The organism is Novosphingobium sp., from assembly GCF_024642085.1.
Lineage (GTDB): Bacteria > Pseudomonadota > Alphaproteobacteria > Sphingomonadales > Sphingomonadaceae > Novosphingobium.
Genome location: NZ_JAHEBV010000010.1, coordinates 67,980 through 85,750 on the forward strand (window position 1 = coordinate 67,980; position 17,771 = coordinate 85,750).

General features: G+C 61.8%; 21 protein-coding genes. 11 read left to right on the forward strand and 10 right to left on the reverse strand.

Going from position 1 to position 17,771, the window contains the following annotated elements:
- The first annotated feature begins 62 nt into the window (after positions 1–62).
- Complete coding sequence (locus tag Q0L62_RS06350) at positions 63–959, forward strand: tetratricopeptide repeat protein (RefSeq protein WP_296678086.1); 897 nt, start codon at positions 63–65, stop codon at positions 957–959.
- A 9-nt stretch (positions 960–968) separates the two neighbouring features.
- Entirely contained in the window at positions 969–1,574 is a 606-nt protein-coding gene (locus Q0L62_RS06355) for an LON peptidase substrate-binding domain-containing protein (RefSeq protein ID WP_296677990.1), read from the forward strand.
- A gap of 3 nt (positions 1,575–1,577) precedes the next feature.
- On the opposite strand, the gene Q0L62_RS06360 is transcribed toward Q0L62_RS06355, so the two are convergent.
- The 7 genes from Q0L62_RS06360 to Q0L62_RS06390 are packed head-to-tail and all read right to left on the reverse strand — an operon-like array spanning position 1,578 to position 6,275.
- A complete protein-coding gene (locus Q0L62_RS06360; RefSeq protein ID WP_296677993.1) occupies positions 1,578–2,198 on the reverse strand; it encodes a MarC family protein in 621 nt (206 codons plus the stop codon).
- A complete protein-coding gene (locus tag Q0L62_RS06365; protein WP_296677996.1) occupies positions 2,198–2,884 on the reverse strand; it encodes a hypothetical protein in 687 nt (228 codons plus the stop codon). Before Q0L62_RS06365 ends, Q0L62_RS06360 begins: the two co-directional genes overlap by 1 nt.
- 10 nt (positions 2,885–2,894) lie before the next feature.
- Entirely contained in the window at positions 2,895–3,791 is an 897-nt protein-coding gene (gene folD, locus Q0L62_RS06370) for a bifunctional methylenetetrahydrofolate dehydrogenase/methenyltetrahydrofolate cyclohydrolase FolD (RefSeq protein WP_296677999.1), read from the reverse strand.
- Positions 3,788–4,075, reverse strand: a complete 288-nt coding sequence (locus Q0L62_RS06375; protein ID WP_367183263.1) for a YggT family protein — start codon at positions 4,073–4,075, stop codon at positions 3,788–3,790. The genes folD and Q0L62_RS06375 overlap by 4 nt, the downstream gene beginning before the upstream one ends.
- Before the next feature lie 35 nt (positions 4,076–4,110).
- On the reverse strand, positions 4,111–4,617 hold the full coding sequence (locus Q0L62_RS06380) for a hypothetical protein (RefSeq protein ID WP_296678005.1): 507 nt from the start codon (positions 4,615–4,617) through the stop codon (positions 4,111–4,113).
- 31 nt (positions 4,618–4,648) lie between these two features.
- Positions 4,649–5,560 carry an acetylglutamate kinase gene (gene argB / locus Q0L62_RS06385; RefSeq protein WP_296678007.1) on the reverse strand — a complete coding sequence of 304 codons (912 nt, stop codon included), beginning with the start codon at positions 5,558–5,560 and terminating at the stop codon, positions 4,649–4,651.
- Positions 5,561–5,603: 43 nt separating this feature from the next.
- Entirely contained in the window at positions 5,604–6,275 is a 672-nt protein-coding gene (locus Q0L62_RS06390; RefSeq protein WP_296678010.1) for a queuosine precursor transporter, read from the reverse strand.
- A gap of 145 nt (positions 6,276–6,420) precedes the next feature.
- Between Q0L62_RS06390 and Q0L62_RS06395 the strand changes: the two genes are divergently transcribed.
- From Q0L62_RS06395 to Q0L62_RS06405, 3 genes are all read left to right on the forward strand, one after another.
- A complete protein-coding gene (locus Q0L62_RS06395; RefSeq protein ID WP_296678014.1) occupies positions 6,421–7,758 on the forward strand; it encodes a nucleoside transporter C-terminal domain-containing protein in 1,338 nt (445 codons plus the stop codon).
- Between the two features lie 85 nt (positions 7,759–7,843).
- Positions 7,844–8,230: a thermonuclease family protein gene (locus tag Q0L62_RS06400; RefSeq protein ID WP_296678016.1), complete on the forward strand. Its 387-nt coding sequence runs from the start codon at positions 7,844–7,846 to the stop codon at positions 8,228–8,230.
- 19 nt (positions 8,231–8,249) lie between these two features.
- Positions 8,250–8,840, forward strand: coding sequence for a thermonuclease family protein (locus tag Q0L62_RS06405; RefSeq protein ID WP_296678019.1), 591 nt, complete (start codon positions 8,250–8,252; stop codon positions 8,838–8,840).
- On the opposite strand, the gene Q0L62_RS06410 is transcribed toward Q0L62_RS06405, so the two are convergent.
- The 3 genes from Q0L62_RS06410 to Q0L62_RS06420 all read right to left on the reverse strand — a co-directional run bounded on the left by Q0L62_RS06410 (position 8,841) and on the right by Q0L62_RS06420 (position 11,362).
- On the reverse strand, positions 8,841–9,611 hold the full coding sequence (locus tag Q0L62_RS06410) for a molybdopterin-dependent oxidoreductase (RefSeq protein WP_296678022.1): 771 nt from the start codon (positions 9,609–9,611) through the stop codon (positions 8,841–8,843). It lies immediately after the preceding gene.
- Positions 9,608–10,396: a cytochrome b/b6 domain-containing protein gene (locus Q0L62_RS06415; RefSeq protein WP_296678025.1), complete on the reverse strand. Its 789-nt coding sequence runs from the start codon at positions 10,394–10,396 to the stop codon at positions 9,608–9,610. Before Q0L62_RS06415 ends, Q0L62_RS06410 begins: the two co-directional genes overlap by 4 nt.
- A 66-nt stretch (positions 10,397–10,462) precedes the next feature.
- A complete protein-coding gene (locus Q0L62_RS06420) occupies positions 10,463–11,362 on the reverse strand; it encodes a LysR family transcriptional regulator (RefSeq protein ID WP_296678028.1) in 900 nt (299 codons plus the stop codon).
- A 92-nt stretch (positions 11,363–11,454) separates the two neighbouring features.
- Between Q0L62_RS06420 and Q0L62_RS06425 the strand changes: the two genes are divergently transcribed.
- The 6 genes from Q0L62_RS06425 to mmsB are packed head-to-tail and all read left to right on the forward strand — an operon-like array spanning position 11,455 to position 17,729.
- Complete coding sequence (locus tag Q0L62_RS06425) at positions 11,455–12,954, forward strand: CoA-acylating methylmalonate-semialdehyde dehydrogenase (protein WP_296678030.1); 1,500 nt, start codon at positions 11,455–11,457, stop codon at positions 12,952–12,954.
- Between the two features lie 10 nt (positions 12,955–12,964).
- Positions 12,965–13,897: a polysaccharide deacetylase family protein gene (locus Q0L62_RS06430; protein ID WP_296678033.1), complete on the forward strand. Its 933-nt coding sequence runs from the start codon at positions 12,965–12,967 to the stop codon at positions 13,895–13,897.
- Complete coding sequence (locus tag Q0L62_RS06435) at positions 13,894–15,039, forward strand: acyl-CoA dehydrogenase family protein (RefSeq protein WP_296678036.1); 1,146 nt, start codon at positions 13,894–13,896, stop codon at positions 15,037–15,039. The genes Q0L62_RS06430 and Q0L62_RS06435 overlap by 4 nt, the downstream gene beginning before the upstream one ends.
- Positions 15,036–16,079, forward strand: coding sequence for an enoyl-CoA hydratase/isomerase family protein (locus tag Q0L62_RS06440; protein ID WP_296678039.1), 1,044 nt, complete (start codon positions 15,036–15,038; stop codon positions 16,077–16,079). Before Q0L62_RS06435 ends, Q0L62_RS06440 begins: the two co-directional genes overlap by 4 nt.
- Entirely contained in the window at positions 16,076–16,858 is a 783-nt protein-coding gene (locus Q0L62_RS06445; protein ID WP_296678041.1) for an enoyl-CoA hydratase-related protein, read from the forward strand. Before Q0L62_RS06440 ends, Q0L62_RS06445 begins: the two co-directional genes overlap by 4 nt.
- 1 nt (position 16,859) lies before the next feature.
- Positions 16,860–17,729: a 3-hydroxyisobutyrate dehydrogenase gene (mmsB, locus tag Q0L62_RS06450; RefSeq protein WP_367183264.1), complete on the forward strand. Its 870-nt coding sequence runs from the start codon at positions 16,860–16,862 to the stop codon at positions 17,727–17,729.
- Positions 17,730–17,771 lie beyond the last annotated feature (42 nt).

A 17,771-nucleotide genomic window follows, 5' to 3' on the forward strand; every position in this document is an offset into this window, starting at 1 on the left:
CCCAAAACCCCACATTGGCGGTTTGTTACGATCACGATATGGAGTTTCCCCTCTTGGCGAGCATGGGCCTTAACCTGGAAGAACAAAAAGCCGTCGATCGGTTCCGCAAGGATGTGGTCGAGCCGTCTATGCACGCGCTGGTGATTCTTGATTTCTGGGCCGAATGGTGCGGGCCGTGCAAGGCGCTGACCCCGCTCCTTGAAAAAGTTGCGGCCGATTATGCCGACAAAGGTGTGATCCTGGCCAAGGTCAACGTAGACGAAGAGCAGTTCATTGCTGCACAATTCCAGGTTCGCTCGATACCCACGGTCTATGCCATGTTCCAGGGTCAGCCGGTGGCCGACCTGACCAATGCCCGCAGCGAGAGCCAGCTCAAGGCGACACTTGACCAGCTCCTGGCTCAGTTACCGATTAATAGCGGCGAACCGCAGCAAGATATCGAACCGTTGCTGGCAATGGGAGAGGCCGCGCTGGCCGAAGGGGACGGCCCCCGTGCCGCTAGCATTTTTTCACAGATAGCCGAGATAGCACCCGAAAGCGGCGCCGCCCTGGGCGGACAGGTACGGGCTCTGGTCCTGTCTGGCGATCTCGACACTGCCGAACAGGTGCTGGCCGCACTGCCGGAGGCACTTCGCGGTGACAGCGACGTGACCCGCGCGCTAGCCGCGCTCGAATTGGCGCGCAACCGCCCTGAAGACAATGAGCTGGCCGCACTCAAGGCCGCAGCCGACGCAGCGCCGGCCGACATGGCGGCGCAGCTGGCCTTTGCCGAAGCGGCCTTTGCGGCAGGTGACCGTGATGCAGCGGCGACCCGCCTGCTGGCAGCGATCGAAGCCGACCGAGAATGGAGCGATGGCGCAGCAAAGGCCAAGCTGCTGAAGATGTTCGAGGCGGTCGGACTGGAGGATCCGTGGGTGGCGGCAATGCGCCGGCGCCTGTCGTTGATCCTGTTTGGATAAGGCCGCCGCGTGCGTATTTCGATCTTCCCCCTGACCAATGCAATCCTCTTCCCGGGTCTGCAGTTGCCGCTCCATATTTTTGAGCCGCGCTACCGAGCGATGATCAAGGATGCGCTGGCCCGCGATCGTCGGATCGGCATGATCCAGCCCCAACGCAGCGCTGAGGGTGCACCGCTTTATTCGGTCGGATGTCTTGGCCGGATCGGCGAGGTAGAGGCATTGGACGACGGCGGTTTCAACATTCTGCTTGAAGGCGAATCGCGCTTTCGTCTTGTCCGCGAAATCGACGCAGCGACCCCGTTTCGTCAGGTCGAGGGCGAACTGCTGGAAGACGATGAAGGCGCCGCTCTGTCCCCGGTGGAGCGCGCCGGGTTCGAACGGGAAGCGCGGCGATTTGCCGATGCGCAAGGCTATTCGGTTGATTGGGAAGCGGTCACCCGGCTGGATGATCGATCGCTGATCGACGGGGTGAGCCAGATCGCGCCATTCGATGCAGCGGCCAAGCAAGCCTTGCTTGAGGCCGAGGGTCTGGCATCACGCTGTGAACTTTTGGTCCAGCTTATGCAGTTTTTCGGCCGCCGCGACAGCGACGACGGGCGCGTTACCCTCCAATAGAACCTACTCCAGCACGGCCTTGAGCCCGTCGATCACATACTGGGCTGCCAGTGCTGCGAGCAGGACGCCTAGCAGCCGGGTGATCACGGCTTCGACCTGCGATCCCAGCATGCGCATCAACGGCTTTGCGGCTATCAAGGCCAGCAAGGTCAGCACCAGAACTGCACTGAGCGCAGCCAGAATGATGAGCGTCTGTTCGGTGCCTTGAGTGCGGCCCATCAGCAGCATGATCGTTGCGATCGACCCCGGTCCGGCTATCATCGGCATTGCCATCGGAAAGACCGATACGTCTTCCACCTCAGGCGTTGCCTTGATCTTTTCAGCGCGTTCCTCGCGCCGCTGGGTGCGTTTTTCGAACACCATGTCGAGCGCGATCAGGAACAGCATGATCCCGCCTGCAAGGCGGAACGAGTTGAGCTCGATATGCAGCGCGCGCAGCAGGTTTTCGCCGAACAAGGCAAAGACGATCAGGATTGCAGCAGCAATCAGGCAAGCCCGCAGCGCCATGGCATTGGCCTGGCGAGTCGTCGCGCCGGATACCAGCCCGGCATAGATGGGCGCGCAGCCAGGCGGGTCGATCACCACGAACAGGGTGACGAAAGCAGACATAAACAGGTCGAGCATTACTTGGTGGGGGCCTCGACCTGCAAATCCTGCACTGTCACCGGCTGGCCGCCGCTGGCCATAGTCACGACAAAGCGGCGCGCGCCATCGGTTGCAACAGCGGCATCCCACGTCAACGTGCCGTCAAGCGACTTGCCGCCGCGCCGCGCCGGGTCGAGCGGAGCCGCGACCATTTTTGCTTGCCTGGGGGGTTTGCCGCGATAGCCGGGAGGGCAATCTGCAACCTTGGCCACGATCATTTCCGGTGCATCAAGCGCCATTGGCAGCGGTTCACCTTGATCGGCAATCCACTTGTATTTGCCGTCTTTCTGGCGCTGCCAGACAGTAGTGAAATAGCCCGAAGTGCCGCCCTCGCCCTGCCAAGCCCCGCGTGTCACCGCCAGGCTGCCGTCGCAGCTGGACCAGACCTGGTGCACTTGCCAGGCGACCGCCTTGGCCGGGTCGGCTTTACCCTTGAGCCAATCCTGTGTGGCGACGATCTGCGGCACGAACATTACCGCATCCTTGCTCGCGGTGGCGCGGAAAGCGGTCCACTGACCCTTTTCCTGGGCCATCTTGGCAAATGCGATTTCCGCCGCGACCACCGCGCTCGGATTTGCATAGCCTCGCGCCGGTTCTCGGGCGGAAGCCAGTGTCGGGGACATGGTCAACGAAAGGGCTGCAAGCCCAAGGAGCGCGCGCGTCATGGTGGCGATCCTACAGTGCTCCTTCAGTCAGCGCCACCCCGGCATTGCGGTGCGCCGCGACCAGGGCATTGCGCAGCAATACGGCAATTGTCATCGGTCCGACCCCGCCGGGTACGGGAGTTATCGCGCTGGCAACCTCGACAGCCTCTGCAAAATCGACATCGCCGACAAGCCGCCCCTTAGTCTGGCCGGGTTCGGGGGACAGGCGATTGATGCCCACATCGATTACCGTCGCACCCGGTTTGATCCAGTCCCCCCGGACCATTTGCGGGCGGCCGACTGCGGCCACGACAATGTCAGCGCGGCGGACGACGGCGGGCAAATCGCGCGTGCGGCTGTGAGCCACGGTAACGGTACAGTTTTCGGCTAGCAAAAGCTGGGCCATCGGCTTGCCGACAAGAATTGAGCGGCCGATGACAACCGCATCGAGCCCCGACAGATCACCCAGCCGGTCCTTCAGCAGCATCAGGCTGCCCAGCGGGGTGCAGGGCACGAGCCCGTCCTGCCCGAGCGCCAGGCGGCCTGAGCTGAGCGGCGTCAAGCCGTCGACATCCTTATCGGGGCTGATCCGGGCAACCACCTGTTGCTCGTCAAGGTGCTTTGGCAGCGGCAGCTGGACCAGGATGCCGTCAACTGCCGGATCGGCATTCAGCGCATCGACAAGCGTCAGCAGATCGGCCTGAACCGTATCTTCGGGCAAGCGATGTTCAAAACTGGCCATGCCGCATTCGACAGTCTGCTTGGCCTTGGAAGCCACATAAACCTGACTGGCGGGATCACTGCCCACCAGTACCACGGCCAGACCCGCCTTGCGTCCGGCTGCCTGGGTGAAAGTAGCGGCATACTCCGCCACTCGTGACCGGAGCTCGGCGGCGTAAGCCTTTCCATCGATAATTTGCGCGCTCATGCGACCACCGACATCGCGACTGCGCTCAATATCTGTGACAGGATCCACAGACCGAACAGCAGGACCATGTAAGAAAAGTCCATTCCTCCAACCGCGGGCATTCGCCGACGGATTGGCCCCAACATCGGTTCAAGGATCGCGTTCAGTGCCTCCCATAGGCCCGATATGAAGCGGTTGCGCAGGTCGATCACGTTGAACGCAATCAGCAGGTACAAAATGAACTGGCAAATCAGCACCATCCGGACGATCCAGATCAGGTACTGCAGCGCCGAGAGGATCGACATCAGAAGCAAAACGGTATTCCCTTCATCGCGGCGCCCTAAGGCGTGATCGTGCTACTTTCAATATGCCAGCGCAGCTGTTCTGGCGTCGCACCTTCGACATCGTTTACCCGGCGCAGCACTACCGTACCCGCGATGCGGCGTCCGCCGTCAATCACCGTGACCGGAACTGAATAGTATAACGAACCCGCTGCGCCTTCTTGGACACCCTTGCCGATTTCAAGGTCGGGCTGGCCAAGCTTGCTCCATGCAGCCGTGAACTGATCCAGCGTCATGCCGCTAGCCTTGCCGCCGTCGCCCCAATAGCCATAAGCCGTGGCCCAATCCTTCAGGCTGATCGCCTTTGCCCAGGAAAGCAAAACTTCCTGCGGATCAGGCGAAGTCGATGGCGGAACCGCCTTGGGCAGAATCGCGGTGGAGGACGTTGGCACACCGGCCGCATCGCCGCTGGTTGAAGCGGAGCGATCACAAGCCGACACAGCCAGCAACAGGCCCGAAATGGCGGCCAGAGCTAGGGTTCGAGGCACTTCGGCAACAAGACGCATGGGTCAGCCTTTCGGAATGCACGCCCGGCAATCAGGCCCGGATGAGCGTACCTGCGCCGCGCGAGGTAAAGATTTCGAGCAGCATCGCGTGCGGCACCCGCCCGTCGAGCACGACTGCCGCTTCACACCCAGCCTCGACCGCGTGGACACAGGTTTCAAGTTTGGGGATCATTCCGCCGCTGATAATGCCGTCTGCCTGCAATCTGGCAATATCCGAAGGGGTCAGGTCCGTCAGCAGCTGCTTGTCCTTGTCGAGCACGCCGGCGACATCGGTGAGCAGGAACAGCCGCGCGGCGCCCAATGCTGCGGCGATTGCACCGGCCATCGTATCTGCGTTTATGTTGTAGGTGGCACCATCAGATCCTGCGGCAATCGGGGCGATCACCGGGATCATGCCCGCCGCGCAGCAAGTTTCGATAATTGCGGTATCGACCGTTTCTGGCTCACCTACAAAGCCCAGGTCGACCACCTGTTCGATATTGCTGTCCGGGTCCTTGGTAGTGCGCCGCACCTTGCTGGCGGTAACCAGCCCGCCGTCCTTGCCCGAGATGCCGATCGCTTTGCCGCCGGCCCCGGCAATCCAGCCGACCAGTTCCTTGTTGATCGCGCCCGACAGGACCATTTCGGCAACGTCGGCGGTTTCCTTGTCGGTCACCCTGAGGCCATCGACAAACCGGCTTTCGACGCCCAGCTTTTTAAGCATCGCACCGATCTGCGGACCTCCGCCGTGGACCACAACGGGGTTGATCCCGACAGCTTTGAGCAGCACCACATCTTCAGCAAAATCGCGCGCCAGTTCAGGATCGCCCATTGCGTGGCCGCCGTATTTCACCACGAAAGTGCGGCCTGCATAACGCTGCAGATAAGGCAGCGCTTCGATCAGCGTTTCGGCCTTGGTCAGGTTCAGCGTGCGCTCGGCGGAGGGGTCCATGGTATGCGGCATAGGGATGCGCCTTTAACCCGCTTTGCCGGGAAATGAACCTGTTTTAGGCCTTTTGCCCATCAAGCCAGCGACCCAAACGGACGAACACGACTATCAGCGGCGGGACCATGATCGTTGAAAGCACCAACTTGGAAATGATCTGCCCTTCCATGATCTGCATCAGCGGCATGTCCTGACCGTAAAAACTGATCGTGATGAACAGGATAGTGTCGATCGTCTGCGATAGCAGGCTGGCAACCCAGGCCCTGACCATCAGCTGCTTGCCCTGACCGCCCAGCAGCCGTGAAAACAGATAGACGTTCAGCGTTTGCGAAGTGCCATAACTGATCAGCCCGGCAAACTGCATGCGGGCGCCCTGACCCAGCAGCCGGGCAAAAGCATCCTGATCGTTCCAGAACGGTGCGGGCGGAACAAGGCGGATCACGACGGTCAGCAGAACCATCGACACGATAAGCGGCACAAAACCATAGCGCACCAGCCGGTTTGCCATGACTTGCCCGAACAGTTCGGCCACCGCGCTGCTCATCACCACCAGCAGCAGAAACGCGAAAATCCCGCTTTCCACTGCAAGGTCGCCCAGAACGGGCCAATGGCCCAGCGTAGCAAGCTTGGTACCCAGCACCCCGGCCAGCACGCACAAGCCGCCATAAAGGAGCGAAAAGGCGAACAGCGATTTCGGGATCAAGGCTCCCGGGGCCTGGCTGGGCGTGTCCATCGGTCAGGCTTAGCGAGACGGGCGCGGCGGGGGAAGCAGCGGCAAACAAATGTTCCCCAATCCTGCGATCGGCCTGATTTGACTGCATCGGCAAAGCCGCTACCAACCTGGCGCAAAGGGACAATTGCGGGACCACGTAATAATCATGAAGATTCTTCTCAGCTTTGCCGGAATGCTGCTTATCCTGGGCCTGGCCGTCCTGTTGTCGTCTGATCGGCGCGGCATCCGGCCCCGCGTGGTTGGTGCCGCCTTTGCCCTTCAAGCCGGGTTCGCCGCGCTGGTACTCTATGTGCCTTGGGGCAACCGTGCGCTGCAGGCGGTGGCAGCGGGTGTTTCGGCACTGCTCAGCTATGCGCACGCCGGAACCGAGTTTGTGTTCGGGCCGCTGGCAAAGCCTGAGATTGGCGGCAACAGCTTTGCCATTGCTGCACTGCCGGTGATCATCTTCTTCGCTGCGCTAATCTCGATCCTCTATTATCTGGGCGTCATGCAACTGATCATCAAATGGATCGGCGGCGGGCTGGAAAAAATTACGGGCATTTCGCGGGTGGAAAGCCTGTCGGCAGCGGCAAACATCTTTGTCGGGCAATCCGAAAGTCCCCTGGTGATCCGCCCCTATCTGGCTGCTTTGACCCCGTCACAGCTGTTCTGCCTGATGAGCGTAGGAATGGCCGGCGTGGCAGGCACAATTCTGGCTGCCTACGCCAGCATGGGGATCCGCATCGACTATCTGGTCGCGGCCGCTTTCATGTCGGCTCCGGGCGGGATCGTTATGGCCAAGATCATCATGCCCGATGCGCGCCCCGTCGCTATTGCAGCCGGAGCGAACGATGCGGTCGAGGTCGCCCCGCCACCCGCAGGGATGACCGCTGCCGCGCTCAACCGTGAAGACATTTCGGCCCAGCCCGGCGTGCACATCGACGATCCCGTGGCCATGGACCACGACGAAGAGCGCCCGGCCAACATCATCATGGCCGCGGCCCAAGGCGCGCAAACCGGGGTCAAACTGGCCGTGGCAGTGGGCGCGATGGTTCTGGCCTTCGTCGCGCTGGTTGCGCTGGCCAACGGCATTGTCGGCGGAATCGGCGGGTTGTTCGGCTATCCCGATCTGTCGTTCCAGCAAGTCATCGGCTATGTCTTTGCGCCAATCTTTTACCTACTTGGCGCTCCGGATTGGGCCGAAGCGCTTCGGGCAGGCGGCTTTTTCGGCACCAAAGTGGTGCTGAACGAGTTTGTCGCCTTCATAGATCTGGGCGGCGCCACGGACCTCTCACCGCACACCCAGGCGATCATCACTTTTGCGCTTTGCGGCTTTGCCAATTTCAGCTCGATCGCGATCCAGATGGCAGTCGCCGGCGGTCTTGCGCCCAATCAACGCCCGGTCATCGCGCGGCTCGGACTTAAAGCGCTGGCCGCGGGCAGCCTATCCAACCTGATGAGCGCGGCCCTGGCCGGTATGTTCTTGACCCTTGCGGGCGCATAACACCATCGCCTGAACCGCCAAAACGGAGCGAAACCAGGGGTTTGCCCGGATAGTCCAAGCACCCGCCTGCGGCAACTGCGCAGGCATGGAACCGATCACCCTTGCTGCTGCCGTCTTTGCCCTATGCACCGCCGGCCCACGCGAAACCTGTGTTGTCGATGGCGATACCTTTTGGCTGCACGGTGCGAAGATCCGCATCGCCGATATCAATGCGCCCGAAACCCATGGCGCAGCTTGCGCTGCCGAGCAGGATCTTGGCGATCGGGCAACCCAGCGCCTGATCGCACTGCTCAACGCCGGTCCGTTCGATCTGGCCGGCGGCATAAAGGCGACAGATCGGTATGGCCGGCAACTGCGAGTTGTCCTGCGGGGCAATCGCTCGCTAGGCCAACAGCTGGTCAGCGAAGGTCTGGCTGAACCATGGCGGGGTAGGCGTTCAGACTGGTGCGTGCTGCTTGCCCGGCAGGAATGATCCGGCCATAGTGGCAGCGATGGGCGACCTTATTCCTTTCCGCCGCCGCAAGACCAAAAAGTGGACCCGGCCCGGTGATTATGGCAAGGTGCTGCCCGCCAGTACTTGGCAAGGCAAGCCGCCACGATCCCGCCGCCAGTGGCTGCAGCGATGGATCCTGCCGGTGCTGTTCGTATTCATCTTTGCCTGGACGTATTATTCCGCGCTGCCTGAGCAAGCTACCGCGCCCGACGCATCAAGCCTGCGTGTCGATCCACCGGTGACGGCGTGCGGGGCTGGCCGCAGCACCGTTTGCGTGGTCGACGGCGATACGATCAAGATCGACGCACGGTCGATCCGGATCATTGGCATCGATGCGCCCGAACTGCACCCGCCGCGCTGCGTGCAGGAAGCGCAACAGGGCTTGGCCGCACGCGACAAGCTGGTGACGCTGGCCAATCAGGGACCGTTCTTCCTGACCGGATCTGGCGCGCGCGATGAATACGGGCGCGAACTGTTCAATCTGGTGCGGCTGCGTGCCGACAAGTCGGTGCAATCGCTGGCCGATGACTTGATCGCGAGCGGCCTGGTTCGCCGTTATGAAAGCGGTTCGCGCCGCCCGTGGTGCTGATCAGATCCCGGCGTACCATGCATAGTCGCTGCGGTCTTCCCACAGCCCGCCCTTACCCTTGTAAAGCCCGGCCAGGGTCGAGCGCAGTTCGATCCGCATGATGTATTTGGCCTGTTTGTAACCCAGCTGACGTTCAACGCGCAGGCGGATCGGCGCGCCATGCTGTTCGGTCAGGGGCTGATCGTTCATCTGCCAGGCAAGGATGGTTTGGGGATGAAAGGCATCGATAAGGTCGATTGATTCGTAATAGGGAGATCCCGCCAGCACATCGGCGCAGTGGAACACCGCATAACGCGCTTCGGGAAGAAGCCCGGCCTGAGCCAGCACAGCGGACAATTGCGGCCCTTGCCACTTGCCAATCGCGCTCCACCCCTCAACGCAGTCGTGCCGGGTGATCTGGGTGCGCTGGGGAAATCCCTTGAGCGCCGTCAGCGGCAATGTCAGCGGCTGGCGCACCAGTCCGTCGACATGCAAGGCCCAGGCCGCAAATTGCTGCGTGAAATGCCCGCGATAGACGGGATCGGTAACTCCCAGGCTGCCATTGGCCTTGAACACAGGCGAGATGTCGCTTTCGCCAAACTCGCGCGCCAGACGGTCACCCATCAGGAATCGTTGGCTGCGCATCGTCAGATTTTCAGTGTCTTCCAGTACGCTGCGGAATCCTTCCGATCCATTCAGCCTGTCGCAGCCGCCCAGCAGAAGGCCGCTGGTCCCGGCCGCGGCAAAGCCCAGCAGGCGGCGGCGCGAAATCTCATTCGAACGCTCGTTCATGCCTGATCCTCTCGTTCGCGTGGCAGCCGGTACCAGCCGGTCAGCATTGATCGCACTTCGTTGATCGGGCCCGCCAGCACGACCATGATGATGTGCGCAACAAAGAAGGCCACCAATCCTGCCGCACACAGGAAGTGGATCGAGCGTGCCGATTGCCGCCCGCCGAACAGGTCCAGCAGCCAAGGCAGTGCTGCATTAAGCCCCGGGGACATGGTCATCCCGGTCAAGATCACACCGGGCAGCAGCACGAACAGCACCGCGCCATAGGCCAGTTTCTGCAGGACGTTGTATTGCAGCGCCGCGGCGCCGGTCGGAAAGCGCAGGCGGGCGTGCTCCTTTATATCGTGCAGCAAATGGGCGGGAGCCAGTTCGCCCCGCGTGGGCGCGATGTCACGCCGGGCGTGACCGCCGATCAGGGCCCACAGCAGATAAAGCGCAAAAGCTACGGCCAAAATCCAGGCAAAAGCCAGGTGCCACAGTCGCGCATCGGCCAGGCTGTAATGTGAAGGGATGGTAATCCAGCCGGGGAATGGCACGCCGCCGTTGATGTGGGACAAGTCCAGCCATGCAGGATCGGGTGCCTGGCGTGGGTTGGCGCCGTATTGGCCCCAGTACAGCCGGGGATGGGCATTAAAGATCATCAGCCCGCTCATCAGCATAATGGTCACCGCGATCACGTTGATCCAGTGCCACAGGCGCGTAGCCAAATGGTGACGCCGGACCAGATCGCCGCCGCGTGGTCGCGGGGCTTCGGGGGGTTGAGATGCTTCTGCAGTGTCGTTCATCCAACCCTCCACCGATCAATATCCCCTAATACACCATCACCAGGTTCGGACCTAACATGCGTTTGGTTACGGGGCCGGCAAAAGCTGCTCGCGCCCACGCTGGACCGCATCGGCCAGCCAGTCCTTGCCCGCGCGCACACGGGCCAGGTTGTGTGTGTCCTTGTGGGTCACCAGCCAGAAACTGCGCACGATCCGCCGTTCAGGCAGCACGGCAATGAGCGCCGGGTCGGCATCGCCAATAAAGCAAGGCAGCACCCCGATGCCGGCCTGCGCAGCAATCAACCGGTGCTGGGCGTTGATGCTTGACGATCGCAGCCGCACCGTCAATCCAGGGTGGATTTCGTCCAGATAGTTAAGCGCCGGGTCGTACAGCAGGTCGGGAATATATCCGATCAGCCGGTGTCTTTCGGCCAGGTCCGCGCCGCGCGCCGGTGCACCATGCCGGTCCAGATAGGCCGGACTGGCGTAAAGCCGCAAAGCGTAATCGACCAGCTTGCGGGCGATGACCGGCCCTGCTTTTGGCCGCGAAAGGGTAACGGCAATATCCGCCTCGCGCTTTGACAGGCTCAGCAGTCCGCTGTTTGCCACCAGGTCCAGCGTCAGGCGCGGAAAGCGATCGGCAAAGGTGGCAACGTGGCGCGGCAGGAACCAGCCGCCCATTCCTTCGGGAACACTGATACGAAGCGATCCGGCCAGTTCGGCAGTGTCGGATGCCCCTTCCGGGACCGCTGCGGCTGCGCGAGCCATTGCCTCAACCTGGATCAGCAAGGCCTCCCCAGCCTCGGTCGGCACCTGGCCTTCGCGGGTCTGTTCGAACAGCGCCGCGCCCAGCCGCGTTTCCAGTCGCCGCAGACGCCGACCCATCGTGGTCGCATCTACACCCAGCGCCTGCGCAGCGCGGGCTAGCTGTCCGGCCCGCGCAATCGCAAGGAATGCCTGATAGTCGCTCCAGTCTAATGGCTGCATATTTGCAGGTCATAGACGCAAAATTGCGCCTTGTCTGCAAAGGTCATGGGGTGCAGGACCATTCCGAAGCGAAATCGAGAGGACCTGAGGCCATGCGCACGATCGACCATTTCATTGCCGGCGGCACGGGCGGGTTGGCAAAGGCGCGCACGGCCGCGGTGATGGACCCAAACAACGGTGGCCAGCAGGCCGAGGTTGCGCTGGGCAGCAACGATGCGCTGGACCGAGCGGTGGCCGCGGCGCAGGCCGCGCAGCCGGGCTGGGCGGCATGGAATCCGCAGCGCCGTGCCCGCGTAATGTTCGCGTTCAAAACGCTGATCGACCGCGATATGGATGAACTGGCCGCGCTGCTTTCGGCTGAACATGGCAAAGTGCTTGCCGACAGCAAGGGCGATATCCAGCGCGGGCTGGAAGTGGTCGAGTTCTGTTGCGGATTGCCGCACGTCCTGAAGGGTGAACATACTCAAGGCGCCGGCCCGGGCATCGACGTCTATTCGATGCGCCAGCCGATCGGCATTGGCGCCGGCATTACCCCGTTCAACTTCCCGGCGATGATCCCGCTGTGGATGGGCGCCATGGCGGTATCGGCGGGCAACGCCTTTATCCTCAAGCCGAGCGAACGCGACCCCTCTGTCCCGGTGCGGATCGCAGCGTTGTTTGTCGAGGCGGGCCTACCGGAAGGGATCTTCCAGGTTGTTCACGGCGACAAGGAAATGGTAGACGCGATTCTCGATCACCCGGCCATCGGCGCGGTCAGCTTTGTCGGTTCGTCCGATATCGCCCAGTATGTCTATTCACGAGGGGTTGCCGCGGGCAAGCGGGTTCAGGCAATGGGCGGTGCCAAGAATCACGGCGTTGTCATGCCCGACGCTGACCTTGACCAGGTGGTCGGCGACCTTTGCGGCGCGGCCTTCGGCTCGGCTGGAGAACGCTGCATGGCGCTGCCGGTGGTCGTCCCGGTGGGCGAGGATACTGCCGAGCGCCTGCGCGCCAAGCTGATCCCGGCGATCCACGCCTTGAAAATCGGGATTTCGACTGATCCCGAGGCACAATACGGCCCGGTCGTCACCGCGCAGCACAAGGCTAGCATCGAGCGCTGGATTCAGACCGCGGTCGATGAAGGCAGCGAACTGGTAATCGACGGACGCGGGTTTTCATTGCAAGGCCATGAAGAAGGCTATTTCGTCGGTCCTACGCTGCTTGACCGGGTAACCCCGGCGATGAGCAGTTATCACAACGAGATTTTTGGACCTGTCCTGCAAATCGTCCGGGCGGGCGACTTTGAAGAGGCGCTGGCGCTCGCCAGTCAGCACCAGTACGGCAACGGCGTGGCGATCTTCACGCGCAACGGCCACGCTGCGCGAGAGTTTGCCGCGCGGGTGAACGTCGGCATGGTCGGCATCAACGTCCCGATCCCGGTGCCGGTCGCCTATCACAGCTTCGGCGGGTGGAAACGCTCGGGCTTTGGCGACACCGACCAGTACGGCATGGAAGGCCTGAAGTTCTGGACCAAGGTCAAGAAGGTCACGGCGCGCTGGCCCGACGGCGGCGGCGATGGCAGTAATGCGTTCGTCATTCCGACGATGGGGTAAAGGCACGCCGATGCTGCGCCTGCTGCTTTGTCTTGCCTTGCTGCTGGCGCCGACTGCGGCTTTGGCTGGCAAGCGCATTGCATTGTCATTCGACGATGTGCCGCGTCAGCGCGGAGCTTTCTTCACACCCGAAGAGCGCAGCCGCCGCTTGATCGCGGCATTGCAAGAAGCAAATGTCCGGCAGGCGCTGTTCTTCGTCAATCCTGGCCGCCTGACGCTTCCTGACGGAGCGGGCGGAGAGGACCGGATCGCTGCCTATGTCCGCGCTGGGCACGTGATCGCGAACCACTCATTCTCCCATCCCAGCCTCGCCAAACTGAGCGCCGCAGATTATCTGGCGGACATCGACCGCGGCGAAACCTGGCTGAAGGGCCGGAAGGGATACCGGCCGTGGTTTCGCTTTCCCTATCTGTTCGAAGGCGGCACCGATAAAGCCAAGCGCGACGCGGTCCGGGTTGGTCTTGCCGAACGAGGGCTGCGCAATGGCTATGTCACTGCCGATGGCGCCGATTGGCACTTGGAGCAACTGACTATCAATGCCGCCACCGCAGGCAAAACGATGGACATGAAGGCCCTGCGTAGACTTTACCTGCAAATGCAGCTGGGCGCGATCGACTATCATGAGGCGATGGCCCGCCGAGCGCTTGGCCGCTCTCCCGCACATGTCATGCTGCTGCACGAAACCGATCTGGCAGCGCTGTTCCTTGTCGATCTGGTAGCTGAGTTGCGGCGCGGCGGCTGGACTATCATAACCGCTGACAAGGCCTATCGCGACCCGCTGGCAAAGGCCTTTCCCGATGTCCCATATGCTGGCGGAACCTTGATCGGCGCGTTAGCATGGGAACGAAACCTTGATCCGCCGCTGAGCCCGCTGTGGATCGGAGAGTCTGTTGCGACACATTTGTTTGAGCGCCAAGTACTGAAAGAAAATGCACGGCAATGAGCGACCAGTTTACCCTTACCGACGATCAACTCGCGATCCAGGATATGGCACGCAAGTTTACAGCCGACCGGATTACTCCATTCGCGGCTGAGTGGGACGAACAGAGCCACTACCCCATGGACGTGTGGAAAGCCGCCGGCGAGTTGGGGTTTGGCGCTATATATGTATCAGAAGAAAGCGGCGGGATTGGCCTGGGCCGGCTCGACGCAGCGCTGATCATGGAGGCGATGGCCTATGGTTGCCCGGCGACTTCGGCCTATATCTCGATCCACAACATGGCCGCCTGGATGATCGACAGTTTCGGTGCGGCCGAAGTGAAGGCGCGGTTCTTGCCCGGTCTGGTAAGCATGGAGCAGATCGCCAGCTACTGCCTGACCGAACCCGGCTCAGGGTCGGACGCCGCTGCGCTCAAGACCAGCGCACGGCTCGACGGTGATCACTATGTCATTAATGGTACCAAGCAGTTCATATCGGGAGGCGGGGTCAACGATATTTACGTCTGCATGGTCCGCACAAGCGAAGACAAGTCAAAGGGGATCACCTGTGTGGTGGTCGAAAAGGGCACACCAGGCCTGTCATTCGGTGCACCGGAGAAAAAGCTGGGCTGGAACGCCAGTCCGACGGCGCAAGTGGTGTTTGAGGATTGCCGCGTGCCGGTGGCCAACCGGGTCGGCGCAGAAGGTGAAGGGTTCCGCTTCGCCATGGCCGGGCTTGACGGCGGGCGACTGAACATCGGTGCCTGCTCTCTGGGCGGGGCGCAGCGCTGCTTGGACGAGGCGGTCGCCTACACCAAGGAGCGCCAGCAATTTGGCCAGCCGATTGCGGACTTCCAGAACACCCAGTTCATGCTGGCCGACATGGCAACCGACCTGGAAGCCGCCCGCGCGCTGCTTTATCTTGCCGCGGCCAAGGTAAATGCCAATGCGCCGGACAAATCGCGCTTTTCCGCAATGGCCAAGCGGCTGGCAACCGACAGCGGCAGCAAGATTGTCAACGATGCGCTGCAGCTGTTTGGCGGCTATGGCTATCTGCGTGACTATCCGATCGAAAGATTCTGGCGCGACCTGCGCGTTCATTCGATCCTTGAAGGGACCAACCAGGTGATGCGCATGATTGTCGGCCGGGACCTGCTGCGCCAATGACGGATGATGTCCTGATCCGCCGCGAAGGCGCTGCCGCCTTTCTCTCGCTGAACCGCCCCAAAGCCATTCACGCGCTGACCCAGGCGATGGATCACGCCATGACCGCAGCATTGCTTGAATGGCGCGATGATCCCACAATCAAGGCCGTAATCATCGATCATGCGGAGGGTCGGGGCTTTTGTGCGGGCGGTGATATCGCCTTTTTGCGCGATTCGGCGCTGAATGACGGGGGCGTTTCCGGCAGGCGCTTCTTCTATGAAGAATATCAGCTCAACCACTTGCTGATGACCTATCCCAAGCCGGTCCTGGCCTTCATGGACGGGATCACAATGGGCGGCGGGGTTGGAATCAGCCAGCCGGCCAGGTTCCGGATCGCAACTGAGAACACCCGCTTTGCTATGCCCGAAACTGGAATTGGCCTGTTTCCGGACGTCGGCGGTGGTTGGCACCTGTCGCGCCTGCCCGGGCGGATCGGGCAATTTCTGGCGTTGACCGGGGCCCGGCTTGATGGGGCGGAATGCAAGTGGGCAGGCCTTGCCACGCATTACCTGCTCCACGATGCCCTCGCCGAAGCAAAGGTGCGTCTGACCCACGGCCATGATCCCGCTCAGGTCCTGGCGGCGCTTGCTGCAACACCGCCTGAAGCCCGGATCGAAGCTAATGCGGCTAAAATTGCCAAGCACTTCGCTTCCGACCGGTTTGAGGACATCCTGGCCAGTCTGGCGGACGACGACAGCGAGTGGGCGGCCAAGGAGCTGGCGACCCTGCGCACCAAATCGCCCCAGACCTGCAAGGTCGCGCTGCGCCAGTTGCACGACAGTCTGCTGTGCGCCGACTTTGCCGCCAACATGACGATGGAATACCGGATCGGATCGCGCGTGCTGACCTTGCCAGATTTTGCCGAAGGGGTGCGCGCGGTAATTATCGACAAGGACAACGCGCCCGCATGGAACCCGGCCACGCCTGAAGGTGTGTCCGACGCATTGATCGACAGCATTTTCGCTCCGCTGCCGGCGGATGAAGAATGGAAGCCTTTATGACCTTTGAAACGATCCTCACCGAACGGCGCGGCGCGGTCACGCTGATCACGCTCAACCGGCCACAAGCTCTCAACGCGCTCAATTCCTCGGTGCTGGAAGAGCTGATCAGCGCCTTTGCCGCGTTTGAAGCCGAACCATCGCAAGGCTGTGCTGTGCTGACAGGGGCAGGCGAGAAAGCCTTTGCGGCAGGCGCAGATATAAAGGAAATGGCCGACAAACCAGCGGCAGAGTTCTTCAGCCATGACTTTTTCAGCCGCTGGACCAGCCACCTGGTCAAGACCACACGCAAGCCTTGGATCGCCGCAGTCAACGGTTTTGCTCTTGGCGGCGGGTGCGAACTGGCGATGATGGCCGACATCATCATCGCATCGGAAAATGCCCGGTTCGGCCAGCCCGAAATCAAGCTGGGGGTCGGCCCAGGCATGGGCGGCAGTCAGCGACTGACCCGCGCAATAGGCAAATCCAAGTCCATGGAAATGTGCCTGACCGGCCGGATGATGGGAGCCGAAGAAGCCGAGCGTTCGGGCCTTGTTTCGCGCGTCGTGCCGTTGGCCGGCCTTATCGACGAAGCGATCAAGCTGGCGGAAGAGATTGCCGCGATGCCGCCACTGGCGGCGATCGCCAACAAGGAAGCGGTCAATGCCGCGTTCGAAACAACACTCGACCAGGGTCTGCTGATGGAGCGCCGGATCTTCCAGGTCCTCACCGCAACTCAAGACAAGGCCGAAGGCATGGCCGCCTTCATCGAAAAGCGGCCCGGGGTATGGAAGGGCCAGTAACATGAAAGTAGCGTTCATCGGTCTTGGCAACATGGGCGGCGGGATGGCTGCCAATCTGGTCAAGGCCGGGCATGCGGTCCACGCGTTCGACCTCAACGAAGAGGCGCTGGCCCGCGCAGCAGAAAACGGCTGCGCTACCTACACCTCGGTCCGCGAAGCAGTGAGCGGAGCCGACGCGGTCGTCTCGATGCTGCCCAACGGCGCGATCGTGCAAGACGTATTTGCCGCCGACGTAGTCGGTCATGCGCCGCAATCGGCACTGCTGCTTGATTGCTCGACCATCGATGTCGACACAGCGCGCAGTGTCGAAAGCACGGCAAGATCGGCGGGCTACGAAATGGTTGATGCACCGGTTTCAGGCGGGATCGCGGCAGCCAACGGCGGCACACTGACTTTCATGGTCGGCGGGTCAGACGCTGCATTTGCCAAGGCCGAACCCATCCTTTCGACAATGGGCAAAGCGGTGATCCATGCCGGCGGATCAGGCGCCGGGCAGGCAGCCAAGATCTGCAACAACATGATCCTTGGCGCGACGATGATCGCAACCTGCGAGGCCTTTGCTATGGCCGAAAAGCTTGGGCTCGACCTACAGACCTTCTATGACATTTCGTCCAAGGCTTCCGGCCAGTCGTGGTCGATGACCAGCTACTGCCCGGTCCCCGGCGTCGGCCCGCAAAGCCCGGCGGATAACGGCTATCAAGGCGGGTTCGCGGCAGCGCTGATGCTTAAGGACCTTAAGCTGGCGATGGAAGCAGCGCAGAGCGTTGGGGCCAAAGTGCCGATGGGCGCGCGGGCTGAGGAACTGTACCAAGCATTCTGCGCGGCTGACCATGGCGGCACTGACTTCTCAGGCATCATCAACACGCTGTGACCTTGCCCTGAACACACCGCTCCCCTACCGCCGCGTCAAGGG

Coding starts and splice junctions, on each gene's coding strand:
- Q0L62_RS06440 (WP_296678039.1), top strand. CDS start 15,036: ATGACGGATGATGTCCTGATCCGCCGCGAAGGCGCTGCCGCCTTTCTC.
- Q0L62_RS06400 (WP_296678016.1), top strand. CDS start 7,844: ATGGAACCGATCACCCTTGCTGCTGCCGTCTTTGCCCTATGCACCGCC.
- Q0L62_RS06430 (WP_296678033.1), top strand. CDS start 12,965: ATGCTGCGCCTGCTGCTTTGTCTTGCCTTGCTGCTGGCGCCGACTGCG.
- Q0L62_RS06420 (WP_296678028.1), bottom strand. CDS start 11,362: ATGCAGCCATTAGACTGGAGCGACTATCAGGCATTCCTTGCGATTGCG.
- Q0L62_RS06365 (WP_296677996.1), bottom strand. CDS start 2,884: ATGACGCGCGCGCTCCTTGGGCTTGCAGCCCTTTCGTTGACCATGTCC.
- Q0L62_RS06350 (WP_296678086.1), top strand. CDS start 63: ATGGGCCTTAACCTGGAAGAACAAAAAGCCGTCGATCGGTTCCGCAAG.
- Q0L62_RS06445 (WP_296678041.1), top strand. CDS start 16,076: ATGACCTTTGAAACGATCCTCACCGAACGGCGCGGCGCGGTCACGCTG.
- Q0L62_RS06375 (WP_367183263.1), bottom strand. CDS start 4,075: ATGTCGATCCTCTCGGCGCTGCAGTACCTGATCTGGATCGTCCGGATG.
- folD (WP_296677999.1), bottom strand. CDS start 3,791: ATGAGCGCGCAAATTATCGATGGAAAGGCTTACGCCGCCGAGCTCCGG.
- Q0L62_RS06435 (WP_296678036.1), top strand. CDS start 13,894: ATGAGCGACCAGTTTACCCTTACCGACGATCAACTCGCGATCCAGGAT.
- Q0L62_RS06395 (WP_296678014.1), top strand. CDS start 6,421: ATGAAGATTCTTCTCAGCTTTGCCGGAATGCTGCTTATCCTGGGCCTG.
- Q0L62_RS06405 (WP_296678019.1), top strand. CDS start 8,250: ATGGGCGACCTTATTCCTTTCCGCCGCCGCAAGACCAAAAAGTGGACC.
- Q0L62_RS06390 (WP_296678010.1), bottom strand. CDS start 6,275: ATGGACACGCCCAGCCAGGCCCCGGGAGCCTTGATCCCGAAATCGCTG.
- Q0L62_RS06360 (WP_296677993.1), bottom strand. CDS start 2,198: ATGCTCGACCTGTTTATGTCTGCTTTCGTCACCCTGTTCGTGGTGATC.
- Q0L62_RS06380 (WP_296678005.1), bottom strand. CDS start 4,617: ATGCGTCTTGTTGCCGAAGTGCCTCGAACCCTAGCTCTGGCCGCCATT.
- Q0L62_RS06410 (WP_296678022.1), bottom strand. CDS start 9,611: ATGAACGAGCGTTCGAATGAGATTTCGCGCCGCCGCCTGCTGGGCTTT.
- Q0L62_RS06425 (WP_296678030.1), top strand. CDS start 11,455: ATGCGCACGATCGACCATTTCATTGCCGGCGGCACGGGCGGGTTGGCA.
- Q0L62_RS06415 (WP_296678025.1), bottom strand. CDS start 10,396: ATGAACGACACTGCAGAAGCATCTCAACCCCCCGAAGCCCCGCGACCA.
- argB (WP_296678007.1), bottom strand. CDS start 5,560: ATGCCGCATACCATGGACCCCTCCGCCGAGCGCACGCTGAACCTGACC.
- mmsB (WP_367183264.1), top strand. CDS start 16,860: ATGAAAGTAGCGTTCATCGGTCTTGGCAACATGGGCGGCGGGATGGCT.